The sequence below is a fragment of the Priestia sp. SB1 genome (assembly GCF_038898415.1).
The window spans coordinates 450,617-474,763 of the sequence record NZ_JBBJSS010000005.1 but is presented as its reverse complement, the minus strand read 5'-3'; the positions used below and the strand labels follow the sequence as shown (position 1 = coordinate 474,763).

15 protein-coding genes and 1 pseudogene are annotated in these 24,147 nt (G+C 34.8%); 3 read left to right on the top strand and 13 right to left on the bottom strand.

The features are described from left to right. Position 1: 1 nt before the first annotated feature. A pseudogene (gene ureC / locus WKH56_RS21110) lies at positions 2–1,444 on the top strand (urease subunit alpha); the annotation flags it as partial. Beyond that, complete coding sequence (locus tag WKH56_RS21105; RefSeq protein WP_481861970.1) at positions 1,427–1,777, top strand: helix-turn-helix domain-containing protein; 351 nt, start codon at positions 1,427–1,429, stop codon at positions 1,775–1,777. The pseudogene ureC and the gene WKH56_RS21105, both read left to right, overlap by 18 nt. Before the next feature lie 203 nt (positions 1,778–1,980). Here WKH56_RS21105 and WKH56_RS21100 read toward each other — a convergent pair whose 3' ends face one another. The 8 genes from WKH56_RS21100 to WKH56_RS21065 form a co-directional block, all read right to left on the bottom strand. Further along, complete coding sequence (locus WKH56_RS21100) at positions 1,981–3,615, bottom strand: glucosaminidase domain-containing protein (protein WP_342836639.1); 1,635 nt, start codon at positions 3,613–3,615, stop codon at positions 1,981–1,983. Between the two features lie 2 nt (positions 3,616–3,617). Then, positions 3,618–4,844 carry a hypothetical protein gene (locus tag WKH56_RS21095; RefSeq protein ID WP_342836638.1) on the bottom strand — a complete coding sequence of 409 codons (1,227 nt, stop codon included), beginning with the start codon at positions 4,842–4,844 and terminating at the stop codon, positions 3,618–3,620. Between the two features lie 199 nt (positions 4,845–5,043). Further along, positions 5,044–6,363 (bottom strand): peptidoglycan recognition protein family protein, encoded by a 1,320-nt coding sequence (locus tag WKH56_RS21090; protein WP_342836636.1) that lies wholly within the window; start codon positions 6,361–6,363, stop codon positions 5,044–5,046. 14 nt (positions 6,364–6,377) lie between these two features. After that, on the bottom strand, positions 6,378–7,415 hold the full coding sequence (locus WKH56_RS21085; protein WP_342836634.1) for a hypothetical protein: 1,038 nt from the start codon (positions 7,413–7,415) through the stop codon (positions 6,378–6,380). A gap of 77 nt (positions 7,416–7,492) precedes the next feature. Then, positions 7,493–7,981: a phage holin family protein gene (locus WKH56_RS21080; protein ID WP_342836633.1), complete on the bottom strand. Its 489-nt coding sequence runs from the start codon at positions 7,979–7,981 to the stop codon at positions 7,493–7,495. Between the two features lie 189 nt (positions 7,982–8,170). Then, positions 8,171–10,336, bottom strand: coding sequence for a hypothetical protein (locus WKH56_RS21075; protein ID WP_342836632.1), 2,166 nt, complete (start codon positions 10,334–10,336; stop codon positions 8,171–8,173). A 158-nt stretch (positions 10,337–10,494) separates the two neighbouring features. Then, positions 10,495–12,126: a hypothetical protein gene (locus WKH56_RS21070; RefSeq protein ID WP_342836631.1), complete on the bottom strand. Its 1,632-nt coding sequence runs from the start codon at positions 12,124–12,126 to the stop codon at positions 10,495–10,497. A gap of 195 nt (positions 12,127–12,321) precedes the next feature. Next, positions 12,322–13,518 (bottom strand): RNA-guided endonuclease InsQ/TnpB family protein, encoded by a 1,197-nt coding sequence (locus WKH56_RS21065; RefSeq protein WP_342836630.1) that lies wholly within the window; start codon positions 13,516–13,518, stop codon positions 12,322–12,324. A 96-nt stretch (positions 13,519–13,614) separates the two neighbouring features. Here WKH56_RS21065 and WKH56_RS21060 point away from each other — a divergent pair, with 96 nt between their 5' ends. Beyond that, positions 13,615–13,773 (top strand): ribbon-helix-helix domain-containing protein, encoded by a 159-nt coding sequence (locus WKH56_RS21060; protein ID WP_342836629.1) that lies wholly within the window; start codon positions 13,615–13,617, stop codon positions 13,771–13,773. 127 nt (positions 13,774–13,900) lie between these two features. On the opposite strand, the gene WKH56_RS21055 is transcribed toward WKH56_RS21060, so the two are convergent. From WKH56_RS21055 to WKH56_RS21035, 5 genes are all read right to left on the bottom strand, one after another. Beyond that, a complete protein-coding gene (locus tag WKH56_RS21055) occupies positions 13,901–15,688 on the bottom strand; it encodes a hypothetical protein (protein WP_342836628.1) in 1,788 nt (595 codons plus the stop codon). A 16-nt stretch (positions 15,689–15,704) separates the two neighbouring features. After that, positions 15,705–17,219 (bottom strand): SGNH/GDSL hydrolase family protein, encoded by a 1,515-nt coding sequence (locus WKH56_RS21050; RefSeq protein ID WP_342836627.1) that lies wholly within the window; start codon positions 17,217–17,219, stop codon positions 15,705–15,707. Positions 17,220–17,360: 141 nt separating this feature from the next. Next, on the bottom strand, positions 17,361–19,265 hold the full coding sequence (locus tag WKH56_RS21045) for a hypothetical protein (protein WP_342836626.1): 1,905 nt from the start codon (positions 19,263–19,265) through the stop codon (positions 17,361–17,363). A 75-nt stretch (positions 19,266–19,340) separates the two neighbouring features. Then, on the bottom strand, positions 19,341–22,148 hold the full coding sequence (locus tag WKH56_RS21040; RefSeq protein WP_342836625.1) for a glycosyl hydrolase family 28-related protein: 2,808 nt from the start codon (positions 22,146–22,148) through the stop codon (positions 19,341–19,343). A gap of 102 nt (positions 22,149–22,250) precedes the next feature. Further along, on the bottom strand, positions 22,251–24,050 hold the full coding sequence (locus tag WKH56_RS21035) for a tail fiber domain-containing protein (RefSeq protein WP_342836624.1): 1,800 nt from the start codon (positions 24,048–24,050) through the stop codon (positions 22,251–22,253). Positions 24,051–24,147: the final 97 nt, after the last annotated feature.

Here is a 24,147-nt window from a genome sequence, read left to right as displayed (position 1 = left end):
GATGAGTTTTCAAATGTCGCGACGTCAGTATGCAGATATGTTTGGACCAACCGTTGGAGATGCTGTTCGTTTAGCAGACACAGAGCTATTTATTGAAATTGAAAAAGATTTCACAACCTACGGAGATGAAGTAAAGTTTGGCGGAGGAAAAGTGATTCGTGACGGAATGGGGCAGCACCCTCTTGCAACGCGAAGTGAAGCAGCGGACTTAGTGTTGACAAATGCCATTATCGTTGATTATACAGGCATATATAAAGCAGATATTGGAATAAAAGATGGACTCATTCAAACTATTGGAAAAGCGGGTAATCCGCTGTTGATGGATGAAGTAGACATCATCATTGGTGCGAGTACGGAAGTAATTGCAGCTGAAGGGAAAATTGTAACCGCCGGCGGTATTGATGCGCATATTCATTTCATTTGTCCGCAGCAAATTGAAACCGCCCTTGCCTCTGGCGTGACAACGATGATTGGAGGAGGAACAGGACCTGCTACAGGAACAAAGGCTACCACTTGTACACCCGGAGCGTGGCATATCGAACGAATGCTTGAAGCCGCTGAAGCATTTCCGATGAATATTGGCTTTTTAGGAAAAGGAAATGCAAGTGCGAAAGAGCCTTTAATTGAACAAATTAAAGCAGGAGCAATTGGACTAAAGCTTCACGAAGACTGGGGAACCACGGCATCTGCCATCGACACAAGCCTGCAAGTAGCAGACGAGTACGATGTTCAAATTGCGATTCATACAGATACTTTAAATGAAGGCGGCTTTGTTGAAGATACGATTGCAGCAATTGGTGATCGAGTCATTCATACCTACCATACTGAAGGAGCTGGAGGCGGGCATGCACCTGATATTATGGAAATGGCAAGCTTTCCAAACGTGCTTCCATCATCAACTAATCCAACAAGACCCTATACGGTCAACACGCTTGAAGAGCATTTAGATATGCTTATGGTATGTCATCATCTTGATCCTGCTGTACCAGAAGACATCGCTTTTGCTGATTCCCGCATTCGCAAAGAAACGATTGCAGCTGAAGATATTTTACACGATTTAGGTGTATTCAGTATGATTTCTTCAGATTCTCAAGCAATGGGACGTGTAGGAGAAGTGATTACACGAACGTGGCAAACAGCTGATAAGATGAAAAAGCAGCGAGGAAAAATTGATGGTGACAGCGAAGTCGGCGATAACGCACGTGTCAAACGCTATGTAGCTAAATATACGATTAATCCAGCTATCGCTCATGGAATTTCCGAATACGTAGGATCGGTAGAAACAGGGAAAATAGCTGACTTAGTCCTATGGGAGCCAGCGTTTTTTGGAATAAAGCCTGACTTGATTGTAAAAGGCGGTTTAATTGCTCACAGCTTAATGGGAGATGCGATTAAGCCAAAAATAATAACTACTATTTCATTCAAAATTGATACTCCTGAGCCTCTACGTGTAAGCATTGATGAGTGGAGAAGTAAGGTTAGAACTAAAGCTTTAACTCTATTAAAAGAATGGATTCAATCTATTGCAGGCTATGAAATATCAGCTAAAGAGTTGGCAGAAGAAACAGGAATAGCAGAACGACAAGCGTATGATTATTTCAAAGGTTATTCGCTACCAAGTGAGATGAATTTTAATAAGATTGCTAGACGATATAATTCTAAAGTAGAAGATTTCTTTAATTTTGCAGATATACAAATTAGTAGAGAAACATTCTTTGATAAGTTTTTTCAATGGAAAGAATTACGACATTCACATAATAAATTCGAGCAACACTAAATTTGAAAACTAATGCTACCTTATTGGTGGCATCTTACATAAAATATAAAAACGAAAAAAATAGGGGAACAGTCAACTTTCGACCATTCCCCTAAATAAAACTAAGTCTTACGTATAAATATTTAACAATTGACATATACTAATATTAGCCACATATCCGATGATGTTCATGTAAGGAAGGGAGACTAACACCTTTCCTTTTTTTATTTGGCTACATAATAGAAATTCATCTGTTCAAGCCACTTTTTCAACGCTACTAATTTTAACCCTGAAGTAGATACAACTCCTGCTGGAGAACCACCATTCTCACCAAATATCTCAATTTCGCCGTTTATTTTATTGTCCTTTAAGAACTGACGAAATAGCTTCTCATTTGGCTCAGAAAGTCCGCCAGTCGTTACAGTTTGATTTACAAACTTAAGTGAAGAAGTTTTCACGTACCCTCCACCTCCGACTACCCATGCTACCTGTCCTTCAACATGGCCATATACTGCGAATATTACACCTTGACGCAATGTTCTTTCTTTTCCAGTTAGGTCAGGATTCTCATATACAATAGCAGGCTCAATTGTTTGAACTAAGAAACTACTACCCAATGATGTAACAGCGGGCATTTGAGCAGGAGTAGGAGCAACGTCAGGAATCTCAGGGATTGGAACAGGTTCTGGTAATACATCTGCGCCAAATCTAGATAAATTATTGTTCTTAATCAATTGGAAAATTGTTGTACCGTAAGTAGGGTCATTCGCAGAATAAGGCGATTTCCCCAATTCAATACACGTCATTTCAATTGTTGTAGCTGCTCTAACTTTGTCATAATAACTTAAGTTCATAACACGAATATAGTCTTTAACAAATTTATCAATAGTATTATATCCAGCAAATCTACCATTTTGGAAATCAGCAATAGAGTTACTTGTATATGTAATTCCTGCAAAGTTATTTGTAGCTTGAGCTAATACACTATTACCATATGCAGATTCTTTTGACCATTGAGCAATACAGACCTCAAATGGGATATCAGTGCCTTTTCCAGCCGTATTAGCATATGAGAGTATGTATTTGAAGAAATCTTCCTTAGTGGCGAATTTGGGAGGTTTGACGAAAGTTGATACAGGAGGGGTTGACTTGGCTAGTTCTGATTCTAATTTGGCTGAATCCTTACTATCGAAAATTCCATCTTGTTTTAATCCCATCGCCTTCTCGAACCTGAGCAATGCGGATTCTGTGTTTGTGCCGAATATCGAATCGATCCCTTTAGTGTTATAGCCCAGTTTGGTTAGCTTAGTTTGTAAATCTTTGACCGCAGAACCACGAGAATTAAACCTCAGAACAGAAGGGGAAGATGGAGATGTCGTGGGGTTTTCAATTGGAGTAGCAGAGCCACGATACAGAGGAGGTTTTTTGCCAGCACGTAAATCAGCTAAACTTAAACCAAATGTTAGCTGTAAGTGAGGGGCATCCTTTATCGTTGAAAAATAATAACCAGAAGTAAAACCCATACCTTGAGCTATACGAATAACTGACATCCACTTATTGTTGACACTCCATACAGGATTCTTATTGCTATCGAACAAACAGAAATCAACAGCGAGTCCAAAGTTGTGGTAAGAATATCCGCCCTTTGCCATTGTAACTATGGAACCCCCAGATGTACGACCCTGTGAATAAAGTGCATTTTGCTCTGCTATGGAACGATAACCCTGTACAATTGCCACATAAATTCCTTGTGCATAAGCTTTCTTAATTAATTCAATAGACATGTCTCTTATTGTCCCATGAACGCCCTTTAACTTCGTTTCTGAGCGATTTAGTAAGTAACTCAAATCAATTGCCATATTTAATTAACCTCCTTTAGATTTTTACCCAATAAAAAATGACCTTCAAATTCACCATCATTAAGACGGTGTTGAAAGTCATCAAATTGATCAGGAGTATTATCGTTTCCATATAATTTGTGAAATAGACTATGTATTTCAGGTACTAGTGGTATTCCATCTATTTCATCGTGTTTATCTTTTATGTAAGATTTTATTCTACTTAAGTCACAATCACTATACTCACCGATAGTATCTTTTAATTCAATATTCAATTCATCGATGCAGTCTTTTATCATTCTACTGAGAGAGTAGGGATGATGAAGCTCAAGATACCCGTTTACATTAGTGATTGCACATTTATATCTATATTTTTCAAAAGAGTTCTTTCTCCAATCATCAATGAAAGCAGAGTCACGTATATATCTATTTATATTGGAAACTCCACCTTTCCATGAGGAGGATTTGCTACCAGTTGTCGATTCGCTTCTGTATTCCAACATGCAGTATTTACAAGGGAACATTCTTCTATTTAAATTTTTTAAATTTGTTTCTTGAATTCCTTGTTCTCTATGACTAGGACAGATGAAGGTTATTGGTTGAAAATACTCAGTGTGAGGTTGACTAGGTATATAAACTAGGTCTAAAGAGGAAAGCATTTCTTCTAGTTTTTTGTTGGAGTAACGCTCCATGTACGATTTTCTGAATGACTCTCTTATTTTCTCCTTGATGTCATGTTTAGTGGAGTATGTTTCTTTGAATGATATAAGAAATTTTTCTTTTCGACATAACTTACAGTTAGCTCTATCTTCAACTTGATTAAACATTCTCCATGAAGTAGTTTGCTCGCCATAGTCTTTGTGTTCATCACAGATAAAATTAAGCGGACTGTTATTATCTTTGTAATTTTCGTTACTTAATAAAGTATATCCTTTTTTCTTGAATTCTTTATACATGCCCTTTAGAAAATCTTCACTAGGAGGTTGACCACTTCTTCTCATACATTTTTTACAATAATCCTTTTGATAAGGGTCTTTTCTATTATAGTAATCTCTATAAGCCATAGTATAAACTTCATTACAATCATCAGTGTCACACAGTAATTCAATACGTTGTACACATGTTGGTAAAAGGTCTTTGATTAATACTTCGAATTCATCATATTGTTTTGTAAAAGTGTATCCCAAACTCTCATAATATCGTTTAGTTCTATTAATCCATTTTATTTTCATTCTATCTTTATAGAGCATGATAATCCTCCTTTTTAGTATATAGGGTAATATAAGTTCAACTTGAGAATCTATATGTTAGTAAGAGTAGAGGAGTATAAGCCAAACTTAATTCTGTTGATTTATCACCTCAATTCATTAGATTAACTTAAGCTCAACTTACATATAATAAAAGAAGCCCACTATAGCAGTGAGCCTCAAGTTTAAATTATTAATTTGTTTATTTTACGTTGTAATACCAGCCTTGTTTATCGAGAAATTTTTTCACAGCAACTAATTCTAATTTTTCAACGACAATATCTGCCGATGGATTCCCTGTGCGGTACAGATTCAATTCACTTTCAATTTTATTTTCTTTTAAGAAAGCACGGAAAATTTTTTCATTTTCTTCGCTCAAACCACCTGTACGCAAATGCAATGGAACACCTTCAACGTCTGCTTGAGCCACGAAATTTCCGCCACCGACTGCGAATACTTTGCCATCATTATCAAATCCATAAACTGAGAAAATTGTATTTTTCTTAAGAGTTTTTACTTTACCAGTTAATTCTGCTTCTTTGAATACAGTTAAATCTTTTTTAGCTTTAACTTGGAAAGAATATTTATCACCTAAAGAATTAATTTTCACGTCTACTTTTTTAGGAATTTCTTTAACTACTTCAGCTTTCTTTTCTTCTTTAGGCTCAGACTTCACTTCCTCTTTTGGCTTATCTAATTCTGCTAAAGCTTTAGAAATAGCACCAAATGTATCTGCGCCTACTAAGCCGTCTACATCTAATTTAAATTCTTTTTGTAATTTCTTAATGGCAGCTAAAGTCGCTTTTCCGAATATACCGTCTGCTTCACCACAATCAAAGCCTAATTTGTTTAGTTTTTCTTGCAATGCTTTCACATCGTTACCTTTTGATCCTTTTTTAAGAAGGGTAGAAGAGGGAGTTGTTGAAACAAATTTAACAGTATCTTCTCCGTCTCCAATACACTCATTATATTCAGCAACTACATCTTTCAAATATTGAGCATAAGAACGTCCAGTTTTCTCTAAAGCTTGTTTCGGGTCTGTTTTGCGTTCAGGGTCTAAAATGTGATGACCTGTGATTTTAGTAGCAGGGTTTAATCCAAATTTATAGCAAATATAAGCAACTACCCAAATATAGCGTTTATAAGCTTCGTTATTATCGATATTTCCTTTTTGGTATGAATAGCATAATTCAACGCCAATTGCAGCATCATTTGAATCTGCACCGTATAAGCGGTTATCCATCGTCTTACCATACAAAACATGCCAAGCTTTTTCAGGCTTTCCAGTCAGTGCTGGAATACATTCGATAATTTCTTTGTCATCTACAAAAATATGAGCTGATGCGCTCATTTCATTTCTTGAGTTTTGATAGTATCTTACGTTTTGGTCAGCAGTAGAGCCGTCATTACCAGTGTCATGCGAAACAACGAATTTAACTTTGCTGATTTTATTTCCACTTCTACGTTTTGATGGAGCAGTTAAATATTTTTCTTTAATCTCATATTTCATTTTGAATCCCATAATAAAATCTCTCCTTAATAGTTAATTTTAATTAATTTATTTTTAATTTTTTCTTGAAAGTCATAAAACTGTTCAGCGGTATTATTCTTTGAACCATATAAACGGTGAAATAGCTTATGTACATCTTTACGGAGACAAATACCTAGAGGGTAGCTGTCGTGCAATCTTAGACATTCTTTTTCTACAAGCAATAGTTCGTCATTTGTTAAATCTGAAAGATTGTCTTTTTCTACTAAATTTAAATTTTTAAATGTCTCGTCCATAATTAAATTGAAGCTCTGAAGGTGATGAACATCATCAAATTTATCTCCTGTGATTACGCACAAGAAGCTGCAATTTTCCATACTTCTCAACTTCCAATCGCTCAATTTTTCCCTGAGTGATTTTCTCAAAGGAGTAATTCCGCCATTCCATGAATGATGATTAGAGCCAACGACTAAATCTTTACCACATGATTGACATCGTTTTCGATTATAAAAGTTGCTCCAAGTCATAGAAAACTCTCCGTGTTTTGGGCATATCATTCTAATCTCTGACTTTAGATTCTTGTATTCGCTACTATCAGAGATAAGAGTGTAACCTAAATTCTCTACAAAGGATTTAATCTCATCAAAATCTTTCTTTTGCTGATTACCTTTGAAGTCTAATCCACATTGCTTACAACCTTTTATTTCTTTACTTTTGAAGTGTTCATAAGACATTTCTTGAATTCCAAAATCAATATGTTTTTCACAAAGAAATTTTATTTTTTGCTTTCCATTTAGATATTCTTGACCTTCTACAACATGTAAACCATGTTCTTTGAATTCTTTTTCAACATCAACTATATTACGCTTTCGCCCATTTTTATTTGATTTTTCAATTCCGCAGAATTTACATCCACGTCCTCTTGAAAATTGAGCGTGACTTATTTCTTGAATTCCATTTTCCTTGTGTTTGTTGCAAACATATTGGTATCTAGCTTTTGAGTTGACTTCGGTTGGGTCAATTAATACGTAACCTCTTTCCGCAAATTTCTCTTTTAGTTCAGTTAAAGTAATCTTTTTACCCAACCTAATTCAGCTCCCTTTATAATTGTTTAACCATAAAAAAGGAGCCTCACAAGGAGACTCGTAAATTATGTATTCAATTAATCTTTCTTTTCTGTTTTCAACTTAACTTCTTCACCATCTTGCTTCTTAACTACAATTTCTTGTACTTTCTGAACTCTAGGTTCTTCAGGGGATTCGCCTTTTTCTTTTATTGCAGATAAATACTTACCAATCCAAGAGGGAATAGGGACACCGATTGCTGATAGGTTTTCTAATATAGATAATCCTTCCATACCTATGTAAAATAGGACGGTTGCTGTTTTAGCTACTGGCAATCCTTGAAACGTTTGTGACATTGCTACGTCTACAATATTGGAGACGATGATCACAATCCAGATTGATGCTTTACGTAACATACCAATGCTCATTTTTCTTGAACGTAACTCTTTATGGACAATTCCTTTGATGAATCCACTTAGAATATCCAAGGCAATCATTAAAGCTAGAGCAGTCATTAGTTCTGTCCATGTTCCAAAAATAAAAGCAATAGGTGTTCCAAAAATAGCAGTCAATGTAGGGATTTTCATAATATTTTCCTCTTTCTTTTTTTATAATTTATTTGCTTTTCACCGCCTTTCATGTTATGATGTTCATGTAAAGGCTTAAACGCATCTTACATAAATAAGACACTCCGTACTTTATCGAAGGGTACATAGGGAGTGTCTTATTTGTTTTTATTAATTTCTTCTCTTTAAAAGAGTGGTTTTATAGGAACATTACGCTTTAGTTATCGTCATTCTAATTTTAACTTTATCGTCACTAAAAGTTGAACGTGGACTCTTACTATGAAGCATGATCTCTTTACTAGTAGACGAATTACTTATATTCACATTGACAGTGCTTGTGCCTTTAAAATTTTCCTGTTGAATATAGAAGTTGCTATAAGTTTGTGCAGCAGCTCCATCTAAAACATAGCTTTTTGCTGTATATTGCGTTTCGCCTAGTTTGTTATCCAAACCGTTACAATCAACAATATTATTAGTTCCGTTGTTACGTACTGTAAAGTTAATATCAAAATCTTCGAATGTAGTTAAGCTCAATATTTTTATATTCATACTCACTTTGTAATTTCCATCAAGCAATCCTTTTAATGGTAGTATTCTAAGCCATGATCCAGCCTTGTATTTAAAATCCAGTTCCATATCTAAGCAAATAGGTAATGAGTATCTTGTAGCTACATCAACTGTTGATGGCTCTTGGAAGACATATAGGGATTTTTGACTATCTGTTACCAATGTTTCAATTTCATTATTTTTGAAGTTGTATATACGCTTAAACTTTTTATTTGCTACACATACATCCGTTCCTCTTTCGTTGATTACTGTATTTCCGTTAAATTTTATGTTAGCCACACAAGGGTCAGTAGTAGTTAGTGCATCAGTTCTTTCATCCGAAAGAATATATTTCAACTCATATGTCTTAATATAATTATTCTCAAAAATAACCGTCACTTTATCACCGTTTCCAGAATAGTTCCTAATCAAAGAATACTCTAGAGTGCCTACTGCACCACCAACAGGAGCATTTTGAGTGACAATAGTATTATTTGAGAAAATAAATTGTCGTGGCACAAGGTTTCCGTTAGCGTCCTTATACTCCACAATCCCAACCAGTCCTTGAGTGTTTTTACTGTTCTCAAGAGTATAAGTTCTAACTGTATTCTTATTGAAAATATACTCTTTTACATATCTAAAACGGTTAAAGCTCAACGTGTACAAATCAAAGTAGTTATCTTCAATAATGACTTTATCCATCCATTCCTGATATGTGTCTATTTGTTTCCTTAACATAAAACGATCTTTACCAAATCGATCTGCATATGCATATTCAACAATATAACTGTTCTTTCTGTATATTCTCATCAAAGCGTCTGTGCTGCTTCCCATTTTCGATTTCATGATATCTACATATTGAATATCAGCCGTAAAGTTTACAATGTTTTTCCAAGTGTTATTTTCATAAATCAATTCTGTTACAGAAAAATAATTATCATATACAACAGTGTTAGGGGCATCAAAAATATGAAAGCCTTCAAAGATGTTGTTTCGACATTCACATGAGTAAGACTCCATTAAAGAGAAGCAGAAGTAAGCTCCTTGGAAACCACCATTTTTAACAGTTGGATCATAAGAATCATCATTTACGACTTTATTACCCTCAATGTAAGTTTTCTTACAGTTGCTGTAAATGTAATTAGTAGAAGTATTTCCGTTGGTTATACTATTGTTGTAGAAGATATAGGAGAAGTTAGTGACTTTATTGTTTCTTAGGTAGGATAATGTGATAGGGGTGTCATTTAATTTAAAAATATTTCTTGCTCCACTATTATTGTAAACATCGTAAAATTCGTTGTTTTCAATGGATAGTTTTGAAATTCCACAATCATTTGCTACAAAATCATAGTTAACAGGAATACTTGAATCAATTACTCTGACATTTCCTGCAACATAGTTATTTTTGAAATCAATTTTCACTCTATACGGTGCAACTAGGCTAATAAAATAAGTCAAGCTAGTTGCTGAGGTACATTCTAAGGAAATATTTTCAGTCGTAACGTTTCCTTTTGCATTAAAGAAGCGACCACCTAATGAAATAAATTTACTCTTTGTCTTATTATTTCCAACAATAGAAATATCAGTGTTTATTTCATTATTAGTATCTGCAACTGTGTACGGTGATTGAATGTAGTATGTATCGTCAACTAAAATTTTAAGACCTTGTTTTACAGCAGATAGTAGTAACGTATAATTACTTAGCGCTTTACTTGCATCGTTCGAAATTAGCCCTAAACTTTTACAAGGTACACCAGCTTGGGAATCAGCAAGTGATTCAATTTTATCTGCATTCCTCTTTATTAGAGCTTTATTTATCATATCACTCATTAAGTATTCCTCCTTATTAAATACAAATAAACCCTACCCAAAGTAGAGTAGGGGATATTACTTTTATTAATTTACTTACTATAAAAAGCACATTTTATTTAATTCTTTAAAATAGTTCTTTTATTTGAAGATTGGATGAAAGTGTCATTTTATTGGAATTACTTCTTATACTTAGCTTCCCATGCATAATTCAATGTATCTGTTCCCGATGCAGGCGCAGTAGCAAATGTTATAACGATATTTGTAGTATTAAATGTTACATACATTCCCTGTGGATTTGAAGCTGCCGTCAATGGCGTAACATTCACAGTAGAAGGCGTAGTTACTAATCCATGGGGAATTACAAATTGTGTTGTGACTCCATTTGGAGAAAATGACTTCGTTCCATAGTTCTGTGTTAAATAACCTTTATTATCTCTGACGTTTAAAGAAGCAACTCCGTTATCAAATAATTTAGGTGTAGAAATACACTGTGTCATGTCACAACCAACAAATGTAACATCGCTTCCTGAACCTAAGAATGCTGCTCGTGTTTGAGTTTTTGTAGTTCGTGTATCTCCAAATACCGTATTGTACACAGTCAATTTATTAGGGTTATTCCCTACATTTATACCGTAAGTCCCAGTGTTGTCTATGATTGAACCAGACCCTATTGTTAACACTGATCCTTCTGTTTTCGATAGGTATACTCCGTAGTTAGAGTTTCTTTCTGCAAGCAGACGCTTAATATGAACTTCTTTAACACAATCAACAGAAAGACCGTAACCTGTATTGTCACTCGTTATCAGTGTATCAATTTGTGCAGGTATTTTAAAACTAACAGCAGCAGCCGTGTTACTACCTACTGATGTATTATTCCTAAGTGCTGTTAACTTACCAACAATACAAACATCACCTTCTGACACAAGGAAACCAGCACCACCGTTATCATTCGCTTCAATATTATCGAAGAAGAAAGTGGCTCCATTAGATTGTGTAGTTTGAAAGCCTACGCCAATATTATTGTTTAAGCGTCCATTGATTGCACGTAAGTTGATTGTCGGTTGACTTACAGAAGCTTTCATTCCACCACTTACGTTACCTGTAGCGTAGAACGTATTTAAAATTACTTCTCCACCTGAAATGTCAATACCGTATCCACCATTATTAGAGCACCATAGGTTAGACAGCATAATATTTTTTGCATTCGCAGTTGTAACACCGTGAAAACCATTGCTCCATGAGAAGATGTTAGAAACCATTGTGTTAGAACTATGAACGTTTACACCTGTTGTTAAGAAATCATGCGCCCATATATTTTGAATGATAATGTTTTCATTCGCTATACCTGTTCCTTGTTGAGCAAAAATACCAAATCCTGTTGTACCTGTATTACTCAAATTAGCTTTATTGCCGTTTAATTGTAAATTTCGTATCGTAACGCCTTTAACTGGTAGAGCACTATCATAGAGATTAAACAGCCAGTTTTGAGTAGCACCATCTAAAATTTTTAACTCTGTTCCAAACCCTTCACCCTCAATTGTGATTCCATTGTGTTTTGAAGTAATCGGAATTATATTTAAACATGTAAATGTTTGAGCTGGAATAGATAGCTTTTTGATTTCAGTAGAAGTTGATAAGAAATCCAAGGCTTTAATAAATGCAGGTGTCCAGTCTGTTCCATTTGCTGTAGAAGTTTTATATGTTGAAAAATCAAGTAGGCTAACACCACGACTCTTTACATCATTAGATACGCTAGTTATCTTATCTTGACCTTGTTTCGCCATTGCTTTTGCAATAATATCAGACATTTATTTTTTCCTCCTTATATTATAAAAATAAACACACAAAAAGAGCCTCAAGAAACGTTGATAAATCAACATTCCTGAAGCTATAAAACTCTTTAAAAGAGATATTTCATGCAGAATTCAATTGAACCTTTCCGTTATAAATCTAACGGCTACAGTATTTCTACTGGCTGTGCATGGCAACATTTACTACTTTAGTTAACCTATCCGTAGATACTTTTTACTCTCATAATGCGTTAGTTCTGTTTCATGGTTATCATTTAGAATATTAATTGCTCCAACAATGTCACGATGCTGAACATAACCACATTTACAAGAGTATGTTCTGTTTTTTGGTTTTTTCAAAGATTTGCAAGATGGACATTTTTGTGAGCTATATCTTTCGTTAACCTTTATTAATTCAACTCCATGTCTAGATAATTTATTCGATAAACTCTCTATGATTGAGCCGAAATTCCATTGTGTTAATTTTTGTCTAATGTAATTATTAGCGACACGTTTCTTCTTAGTCAATCTTGTTGCAGAATCCAAATCACCGTAATACACAATGGAGATGTTGTTTTCTAAACAATAATCTAGAAACAATTTACTAGTCTTGTGAATAGCATCATTTATTTGTCGGTCATACTTAACACTTAATTTCTGCATAGCTCTACGATACTTCCAATACTGTTTACTTCCTTTAGTTGTTTTACTTAGCCTTCTGTATAGTTTAGCTTGATGTTTGTTGCGTAACTGTTTTATAGCTCTCATCTTTCGACCTGTGATAATAAGTGCATTACCACATGTATCGATGGATGTAATTGAGTGTATTTCACCAAGATCAATAGAAGCTGCGTTGTTAGATTCAACTTGGAAGTATTCTGATTGTTCTTTGTATTTGATAGAGAGATACAACTTATTACGATAGATTAATTCAACCTGAACTATATTTTTTGGGATGTCTTTGATATAACAAACGACAGGTTTTTGTCTTCTGACTTTTCCGTCAATTTTTTCTTTTGTTTTAGGCTTAGACAACATAATTTTATTATCCTTAATCTTCGCTTCTTGATAAGTCCAACCAGTTGTAAAATAATTTTTGTTGCGATAAGGAAATCTTACGTTAGACTGTCCAGCCTTCTTAGATGCTAATGCACCATCTCTAGAGTGTAAATATTTGCCGATTATATGCTGTATTCCCTTAGCATGAAGATGGACGAATCCTTTTAACTCTTTTTGTAGATGACTTCTGCCAATCCACTTGCCATCATTAGTATTACGAAACTCCTTTTCAAGCTCTATTATTTTATTCCATACTTGAGCAGATAATTTATTGCAATTGGAAAGGTAAGTGTAATCACCTTTAGAGCATTTAACTGGAACTGTTATTGTTTTGTAAGTCTCAACCTTCATTTATCTCACCTCCTTAAATACATATTACCATTAACTACATGTAGTTGCAAGTAATTAATTGTTGTTTTATAATATAAATTAAGGAGATGATTATAAATGAACGAGAAGCGTGGATTAAAGAATAGAAGACCATTATCTAATGCTGTTAAGATTGAATTGTATAACCAGTTAAAAGAACTGTCAGATAAAACTAAAGTTCCTATGTCCAAGTTGTTAGACGAAGCTATAGAAGATTTGTTGAAGAAGAGAGGGTAGGGGAGAACGCAATCTGCCCTAATTTAATCTATAGATTCACCTCCTTTATAGAAACTTTAATTACTCTGTTTAAAACAGGGATTTTATATAGTTATAGGTTGCGTAAAAGTCATGCTTTTTGGGGATATTATGGAGATAGAGTAGAGATTGCTAAATCACTTTTTAATTTCCCGTTTACCTGAATATAATTATTATCAGGTAAATCGACTAAAGCGTTGGATTGATTTCTCACCTCTAGAATGACTGGTAAATTGTCAGAGGAAGGGAGACGAATGCTTATATCAAATACATTAGTCTCTAATTCACTTAAAAGAATCTGAAGTGTATAAGAGTAAGAGTATAGTTCACTCTTAGTGAAGGCGTTCCACTGGTATTTTCCAGTCGCAGTTTTAGTTATTGTGTTTGTTCTTCCGATGATAGAAGTTCCAAAAGTGTTATCATGTGTTCCAGTTCCAGATGTGAATTTGTAAGTTGCGGAAAGATTATATGGGAGAGGGAGAATTCCAGTAGATACAGTTCCAGTTAAACTACAGTTCTCACTGTATAGTTTAATTGCGGTTCCGTTATTATCCCATGAAAACAGCTTAGAAGATGGACTAATTTTACAATTCTTTAGGTATGCAACATGATTGGCGGTTGGATTTTTAAATTCTATACCGTTTGGAAACTCCCATCTAATTCCTTCTAAATAATACTTAAGTGAATTTCCACCATACTGAGATGCTGATAAGAGCCAACTACCCGATGAAATAGAAGCATAGTCTTCATTTATCAACTTAACAATTTTATGATAATTCGAAAAACTAGTATCTTTATAGAGTCTATATACATACAAGCAAGTGTCAGAGATGTACGTATTTTCCTTTGAAATGATTTTTCCTTTATCATTATGTGTCCAGTTGTAAATAGAAATAACAGTACCTTTTCCTGATGTTTTAATCGTATTTCTTTTAAGAATAAGAGAGTTGCATTTTAAGTATAATGCTCCAATGCCTAAGTCATCTGATACAGTGTTCCTGCTCACTTCAATTTCATTCTCTGTTATTCTAAGATTGCCGCCTGCTGATACAATTCCGTAAGCTCCAAAGTCGCTATAACTGTCGTCATCAACAATTACAGTATTGTGATTAAAATCAATCCATGTATCTTTGTTTCCAATCCATCCAGTTTGCCACGATACATTGGAAAGATTTACTGTACCGTATATGATGTTATTTGTTACTTCTAAATTTTCCACTCCGTAACGAGTACTTGGGTCAGATTCAATATGAAGTATATCTCCCACAACTGGAGCAACCAATAGTCGATCTTTCCCGAAATAATTACTTTCAACTAAACCGACCACGCCTCCTACAATAGTCAATCCACCCCGACCATTGTTGTTAAAGTAATTGTTGTTTATGTAGATATTTTGAGCTGTTCGATTTCTTTCTGTTGATTGTTCTGCTGATATAAGTAAGCCATCCCCAATAAAGCCAGTAAAAGAGCATCCTGTGATTGATACCCTATATGTGGAATAAATTCCAACTCCTATAGCGTTTTGATTTGGATTGTTACCAACTGCGCCAACTCCTTCAAAAGCTATACCATCAATTTTCACATATTTCATTTTCCATAGATACATGTAACCAATATCTAATGTGCTAAATTTTATTTTTGCTCCTTTACCTGTCCAGTGTATAAATTTTGTAAAGTCACTTATAATATGCCAATCACTAGACTTCTGAAAAAGATATGTGCCACTTCCGAAGTCTAATACTTTACTGTTTTTTAGACAGTGATTAATTGCATTGGTTAACGCTACTGTATCGTCTGAACTTCCATCGCCAATCGCTCCAAACTCTTTTACATGAACCTTTCCTTCTAGTTTATTGGAGTTAGATTTACTTAACCCCCTCGCTATAAAATCGGACATTAATAACAGCTCCTTTTTAAGCTAATTGTTTTAAGAATCCAGTTAAACGATTAGCCATGATTTTTTGACCTGCATCATTTGGGTGTGTTTTATCAGGTATTAACAAATCTACTTGTTCCTGTATAAACGGAAAGATTGTACACTCATTGTGCATATCCAATACTGGAATACCATAATAGCTACAAACTTCGTTTATGATTTCACCGTATTGCTTCAATGTTTTACTGTTTGCATTTACTGAATTAGGTTGGTCATAAGGGGCTTGAGCACGTTTGATCGGAGTCATAAAAAGTAATTGCTTTCCTTTGTATTTACTCAATAAACCTAAACAAATATTGTGCAAAGCTCCGTAAAACTCGTTATTATTTCTACTAGACATATCTCCTAATGGAGTCCAATCATACATCCAATCATTTGTGCCTCCAGCTACTATTACTAAGTCAGCAGAATCGTCCATTGACGAAAAACGACTGACCATTGGATTTCTACCAGTAGGATCACTTGATTTTACAGCAATTGTTGAGCTAGATATTCCATAGTTATTAAACTTCATGCCTAATGCAGACGCTACTAAAGCACCATAAGGAGTTGTAGCATTTAATCCGTAAGTGATACTGTCGCCAATGATATTCATTGTTTTTCCATACCACTTATTTGTCACATCACTCACATTGGAAATATCTTTATAATCAACTTTAACACCATTTAACACAGGGTAAGGCGGAGTAAATGCTGAATATGCAGTTGAAGTATCTCCTTCTTCAATTTGATATGTAGAGATATAGTCGTCCCTTACAGACATTCTTATAAATGCCCCATTAGCAGGAATTGTCAGAGTTAAAGGAGTTGCAGTTGAAGCATTAGCTCCTGTAATATAGGCTTTATTCACATCGTAGATTGCATAATATGTTGTTCTGTTTGCTGTATACTTTTTATTCGCTTCAACTGGTATAAACTCTGTAGCATTCTGTGACGCTATATCATTTTTCAGTGCTCCAGTTAATCCGTCAACATAATATCCAATTGTTCTGTTGAAACTGTTAAATAAGTTTTTTGCCTTTGTTAGTTTAAAATAATCTAGGTTAACAATATCGTTATAATCAACCTTCATACCGCTTAACGTAGTGTAATTTCCTATGAATGGTTGGTATAATGTAGAAAAATCACCTAATTCAAATTGATATGTAGAAAGGTAAGCATCTGCCACGGAAAGCCTAATGAAAGCACCGTTGGATGGAATAGTGACAGTTAGAGAGTTAGCGCTAGATGTGTTAGAGCCTGCAATTCTATTCTTATTAGAGTCATAAATTGCATAGTAAGTGGTTCTACTCGCAGTGTATCTCTTATTAGGTTCTACAGGTATAAACTCCGTTGCATTTTGAGATGCAATATCATTTTTTAGTGAACCTGTAACACCATCAACATAATAACCTATAGTTTTATTAGTACTATTAAAAAGATTTTTACCTTTAGCCGTTTTATAATTACTAATTAACTTTTGAGCCAAGCCTCTTGCTATCATATCTGACATTATATATCTCACTCCTTAATAGTTTTAAGTGTAAATATTTTCCTTAAAAAATAAAGACGCTCAAATTTAATTGAACGTCTTGTAATAAAAATTTAAATAAAATAGGGGTTTTATGTTAAAGATTAAAACTTTGATAGTAGATCAAATGATAATATTATTTGCATTTGTTGGTGTTTTTGAATTATTATCAATTGTATTATAGGAGTGTTCAGCGAACGTATTATTGAGGACGATTACCTTTTCGCAATCATTTAAAGCTGTCATAAGACGATAGCCTTTTTTACAAATGTTATTCTGAACAACTGCTCGCTTTACCTTTTCCAAACGAATGTTATAACCTGCGTTTGTATTTCGGATTTTGTTACCTTCAATGTTAACATCTGACCATGCACCAATAACTCGAATCGGACAGTATATTCCTGTTATTGTTGTATTCGAAATTCGGTTATTGTTAATATTTAGCTCACCATTTAACGAATCGCTATTTACGTTAATAAAAATGCCCTCTGAACCTCCTTCAAAGTCACATCCTTCAATAGTTAGATTCTTATAATCAAGTGATACTTGGTTAGTCTCAACATTAACCATAGAAACATAAGCTGAACAATTAATAGCTTTACAATTTCTAATTTCGGCTGTTTGTGGAAAATCTGAAAATAAGTATCCGTATTTTGCGTTAACGGCTGTACAGTCAAACACTCTAATTTGTTTAGAGCGTGGATTGAATCCAGCCATACCACTATTCTCAGATGTGCAACTAACAAATTCTACAAATTCCGCATCACCATGAGTAGAAAATCCAGCGTGCCATGTATTTTTCGAATAGCAATTTTCTACTCGTATGTGACGGTTAATACCAAACAACTTTCCAACTTGTTGAGAGGGGTTTCCTTCCATATCTCTATATGAGTGACCTGTATTGAATAGATGTCTTCCGCCTTCACCGACACAATCTCGAATCTTACCATACATCGAACAGTCTGACGAGCGAACTTGGTATTGAACTGTTCCACGTATAGGTGACATTGGAGATGGCTTATTTTCTCCAACACTTCCACTAGGAGAAAAATATTTGGAATGGAAGTGATAGTTGTTTTCTGCTAGAAAATTATAACAGCTTCTAAACTCTAGTTGAATTTCATCAATATCAACAAATTCGCAATTACGAACGGTAATATTTTGTCCGTATGTGAAGCCAATACCTAGATCACCGTCTGTTGCTCCACTACCTAATCGTCCTTGACCTTTAAAAGAAATACCGTCAATCGTGATATTTTTTACTGGATTAACTCTGTGTACTCTGGCGTTTTTTGAGATTAAATATGTATCATAAGTTGCGCTTTTTAAACGCATTTTAGTGGAACTTAGAATTTCATCCACAATAACATATTCTCCGTTTTTTGTATTATATGAATTTAATTCAACCCATTCGGCATCCGAAGTAATAATAAGCAAATCTTTTTCCTTGAAACCCGACGTGTTTACCTGAATAATATTTTGATTCACTTGTGCATCTGCTATTAATTTTACGCCATTTTCAAAACTACCCGAAGCACTTACTAGATACTTATAGCCTAAATCTGCTGTAGAGCCAGAACGTTTTGAAAAATCAAATGTTGTCAAACCTTTAATACCTTTTAACTCAACATTAGAATATAATTTTAAGATATTTAATCCTGTAAACTTATACGTTGCAGGTGGACATAGAACAATTCCTCCACCCAAGCTCTTTGCGTAATCAATGGCTGATTGAACAATAGAAGTGTGGTCATTCACTGCATTTATTGCTCCAAAATCTCTAACATCGATAACAAAATCTGTTTTTCTTTTCAATAAATCAATTTTATCTATAACTTCATTTACAGCGTTCACTAAACTATCTTTAACATTAGTTTTAAGATTAGAGTTGTTGCCTACATTGTTAAGTACTTCATTAATCGCACTTACGACACTGCTTTTTACGGACGTACCTAAGATATTAACATTGCCAATATTCTCAACAATTGGTTTTCCGTTTATGTCCTGAACTATCCGCCCGTCAATCAATCCCATACTATTCCTCCTTCTTATCAAAGTAAAAAGAAGCCTCCATATAGGAAAAGGAGGCTTTCAAAATGTAAATTAAATAGCTGCAAAGACAGTTAGTAATATACGTTGAGTGCTACCGATTCTATTCTCTACATATAAAATTCCGTCTTTTAAAGCTAAATTTATCTTTCCACTAGTTCCCGTTGTTCCCGTAGGAACGATATCTATACAAGATATATTATTTAAAGTACCAACTTCATTAGTTGTAGTGTAACCTTGTGTCACACGAACAAGTCCATAGGCTACACCCGTCGATCCACCAGCATCTACCATAATACGTGCATAGGACATGTTTGAACTGCCAATGTTCACTGAGGAAACTGTATCAGTTGTTAAATAAAAAGCGTATGTTCTAGGAGAGTCTACCTCTGTAGCAGTACGAGGATCAACATTTCCAAATTGGTAAACCGATCCCGATCCCGATGTTCTCTTCCATGTGTTTCCTTTGATTATTGAACCACTCATTAAAATAGATGAGTTTGCAACTGTAGAGTTCTTCAAAAAATAAGCTACATCAGTAGTTCCATAAGGTGAAAACATTACGTTGTTATTACGTACAGTGAAGTTTTTCAATGTCGGAATCGTAGAACCGCCAGTTTCTCCATAGAATTCAATAAATCTATCTTGGATCATAGCGAAGTTATTTTCAACTACTACAAATCCACCTGATGAACCATTTACCAATGCTGTATCTTGAAAACGTATAAATAATGGAGGTCTACGTGTGTTAATATTTGCTCCATTATCAGAGACAGTTTTCTCTTTAAGACCAGAGTAATTATCTACTGCTCTATTATTAACATAAGTTCCATTTTCACCAAAAGAAACATCGATGCACGCTTTTGCAAAATCTCCTATAAAATAGTTTCCGTCTGCGAGTGTATTTCGAGAACGGTCTATGATTGCAGTATGTAGATACCCAAAAATACAATTGCGAATAATTGTATGGTCTGCTGCCCCGTGTGTTCCAATCCCACCAGCATACGCCCCTGTACCATGAGTGTCTGTATACACGTATTTATCTCCCATACTATTCGATCCTCCACCAAATACAGTGCAGCCGTCTACTATGGTACTATGAGAAGGGATCGTGTAACCACTAACATCGACTCCACGGCGACTTGTGGCAACAAACCGATTGTAAACACGAGCATGTGTACAGCCTACAATCTGCACTCCATAACCAGAAAAATAGTTATTTGCACCCTCCGTGCGACCCCCTTCAACTATCGGTCTATAGCTATGTTTAATATTAATCCCCATATTTTGAGCATCAACAACATTTACATTTTCAATCAGAGCGTCTATTGTATGATCTAAAATAAGACCGATCTTACGAACAGAATCTGTGCTGTAAGGATACTTTGTTAAAATAATATCAACGTCTGACATTGCAAATCGAATTGGAGTGTAAATGTTAATGTCTACAGTTTCATCAGGAACTACGTAACCGTCAAATAAAGGGTCTGTTAAATAGATGCGATTTCCTATTACCTCATTTACACGATGGAGTTCAGCTTTTCTTGCGTCTGTGGATTCTTGCCTTGGGTCATGATACCATGATTTACTAGACACAATTTCTATTAAATTGGACTTTCTGATATTACTTGAATCTGCTACGTCAATGTAGTCAGTATTGATAGTTGCTGATGAAGACATTGTTGTAGATGCAACGTATGACCCTTGTACATTTATAGCATCGAAAGTTTGTGAACCCGTTGTGATACGAGGTCTATTTTGTTTATTCCCCATGATTGATATTGACTTGTCGATTGTTAATGTACTGGAGATTTTGTAAGTGGAACCTGACGATAGTTTTAATTGCGTTGTTACACCTTCGAGGGAATTAATTGCGGATTGAAGAGCAGAAGTGTCGTCATTTACTCCGTCACCTTTAGCTCCAAACATTTCAGGAGTTACGTATGTGATACTTTTGTTTTGAAGGGTGTCTATTTTAGCTACATTTTCATTTATTGCTTTAACAACTGTACTTTTATCACTTGTTAAAAGCCCTCCTAATTCTCCTATTTTACTTGGAGAGTCTAAAAGTTTTTTATTAATAGCGTTAACGGCATCGACTACTGTAGATTGTGCTTCTGTCTCTAAACTGCCCAAGTTGCCAATTTTATTAGAGACGTTTGCTATCTCGGAAGAGTTAATGGTACTCTTATTTACTAATTCATTGATAGAACCCACTATATTTGTTTTTGAAGATGTTTGAAGGGTAGAGACATCTCCGATTTTTCCTAAAACACTAGTACTGTAACCTCTGAGTTTTGTAATATCAATTTCATCAGTGCCACCTAACTCATGACTGGTGTGATGAGCCGTCCCGACTCCATTTTCGATATTTCCTGTAACCATAGGTTGTGACCATCGTGCAACAACCTTAATTCCTTCCAAAATATCAGATGGTGACAAAAGTAAAGAAAATTTAGTAGAGCTTACTTTATTTACTTTACTTGGCGGTATACTAGCTCCTCCAATTTCTATTCTAAGCCATTTTACGTTTGGATCATAAGATGTTCCATTTGGGAGGGTGTATTCAAGTTGACCTTCAGAGGCTGTCCATTCAAATTCATTGGGTAATTGCGAAAGATTTTTAACCTTCGTTTCAGTACTGTTTAAAGCATTTACCAAATCTTGTTTTGAATCAGTATTCAAACTGTTCAAGTCACCGATTTTTCGAGAGTTTTCATCGGTGGCTTGATTTATTAAAAGAGCAGAATCGATATTTTCTTTCATCATTTCTAAATCAGTTTTAACATTATTGACTTCATTAATTTGATTTTTTAAACTATCAGCTAATTCCTGATTAGTAATTTTAGCGTCAATACTCATACTCACACTCCTTTCTCAATGTAAGGAGGGGTATCCCTCCTTAATATACTAATTTTTATTAATTTATTGATTAGTCTCTTCAAGACTTGGAATATGATTACTTTAAGATAGAGTTTCCGTGTCGCCATCAGTTGAAACATCGCTATAAGGGTTTTCCTCAACTGTAACATCTTCAATGGAAGTTTTATTGTCAGGGTTCTCTTCTTGGCGAGCCGAATCAGTCTCAATAGTCATTGCTTCAATTTTTTCAGACAAAATTTTAAAGTTTGTAGATAAATCGTCAATTAACAATTTTAAATCATTAATTTCACTATCCTTTTGAGCTGATTTTTCCGTTAATTCTTTTAAGTCATCAGCCATAGTAGCCATTGCCATCTGCGAGTCTACATTTTCAGATTGCAGAGCTTCAATCATTTCTAATTGCTGCTGGTTTTGTTTCCAAGTTAAGGCTGAAATTGTATACACGTCTACCCCTGTTTCATCACGAATGATAGAAGGGACTGTTTCGGAAATCATACCAATACGTTTCTTATCAAAGATTAAATTATCAATATCACTCTTTAAGTAGTATTCATAAATATTTACATCTTTTAATAACGCAAGAGCATCTTCTTCAAAAGGTTTGATATTTGTTTTAAACGTAGCAGATGAACCCGTAGGGAACGAGGACGCACGAATAGAACGATAAGAACCAAAGTCATCTGAGTCAACAACACGAGCTTCATTTTTACTTGCGATATACGCAATTTGGTTGGCTCCGTTTGCAACCAATGACGCTGAACCATTTGTACTTTGTAGTTTCGCAGTTCCTACTCCTGTAAAGTCATTTGTTGCTCTAAAGTTAGCAGCGTGAAAATCAGCATAAGCAGAATCATCGCTTATACGAGCTTGAATAGCATATGAGCTTGTTAAGAATTTTAATGCTGCCCATCCACCTTTGATAACGTTATGATTGTCGTCTGTCGTATCAAATCGCATGAATGCTTTACCATTTTTCCACATGATGTGAGTTCCATCGTTGTTCATAGAATAGTAAGTTCCTACACTTTGCTTAACACGTAGAGAGCCATCATACAAGTCAATAGTAGCTCCGTTACTACCAATCTTAATATTTGGATTTCCTCCACCAATACCTTCTACAAATAAAGTTTTAGCTGTGATATCACCTGTAAATGAACCAGTACCACCATTAATTTGTACGGCATTTAGAATACCAGCATTAATCGTTCCTAAATCACCACTAATTTCCGAAAGAACAGTTACAGCACCAGCAAGTTGAATCTTATTTGCTTGTAAACGAATTGTCGTTGCCGTTTGGTTAATTAAAGAGGCAATAGTATTACCATTAAAATCTGTTTTCTTAACACTCTGAGAAATTTCATCAGCATGAACAACGATGCTCGCTTCATTTTTCTCAACTTTATCTTTAAGAACGTTATACTCTGACTTCTCTACACGCAAAGCGATTTCGTTTTCAGCAATGGAAAGTCTGCTTTCATTGGTTGTAACTGTGTTCTTCAATTGATCAAAAACTTCTTTTGTAACTCGAAGTTGCACTTGCCCATCAATAGTTTCAATTAAATCACTAATTTCAGCAATGTCCATGTTTATTTTATTGACTTCTTCTTTAGTTGAGTTGATACCAGCGACTACACTTTCTTTTCTAGTAGTCTTTAAATCTACAATGCTACCAATATTCATAGTAGAAGCTAGTTTAGCATTTGAGATTGTTCCATCTTGAATTAACGCACCGTCATTCGTTTCAACTTGTCTACGTACATTTTTTAAGACAATAAAATGAAAAGTCGTATCTGCATTCCAATATCCAGTAGGATAATCGATATGTCTAATAGCTAATAGACCAGTATCAATTGCATAGGCAATGTCTTCTGCGATATGCACTGAGTTCTGATAAACTAAAAGCACATCATCAACAGGATTATATTTGGTGATTCCGATACCAACGACATTGGAAGCAGAGTTAATAGTGACAGTATTT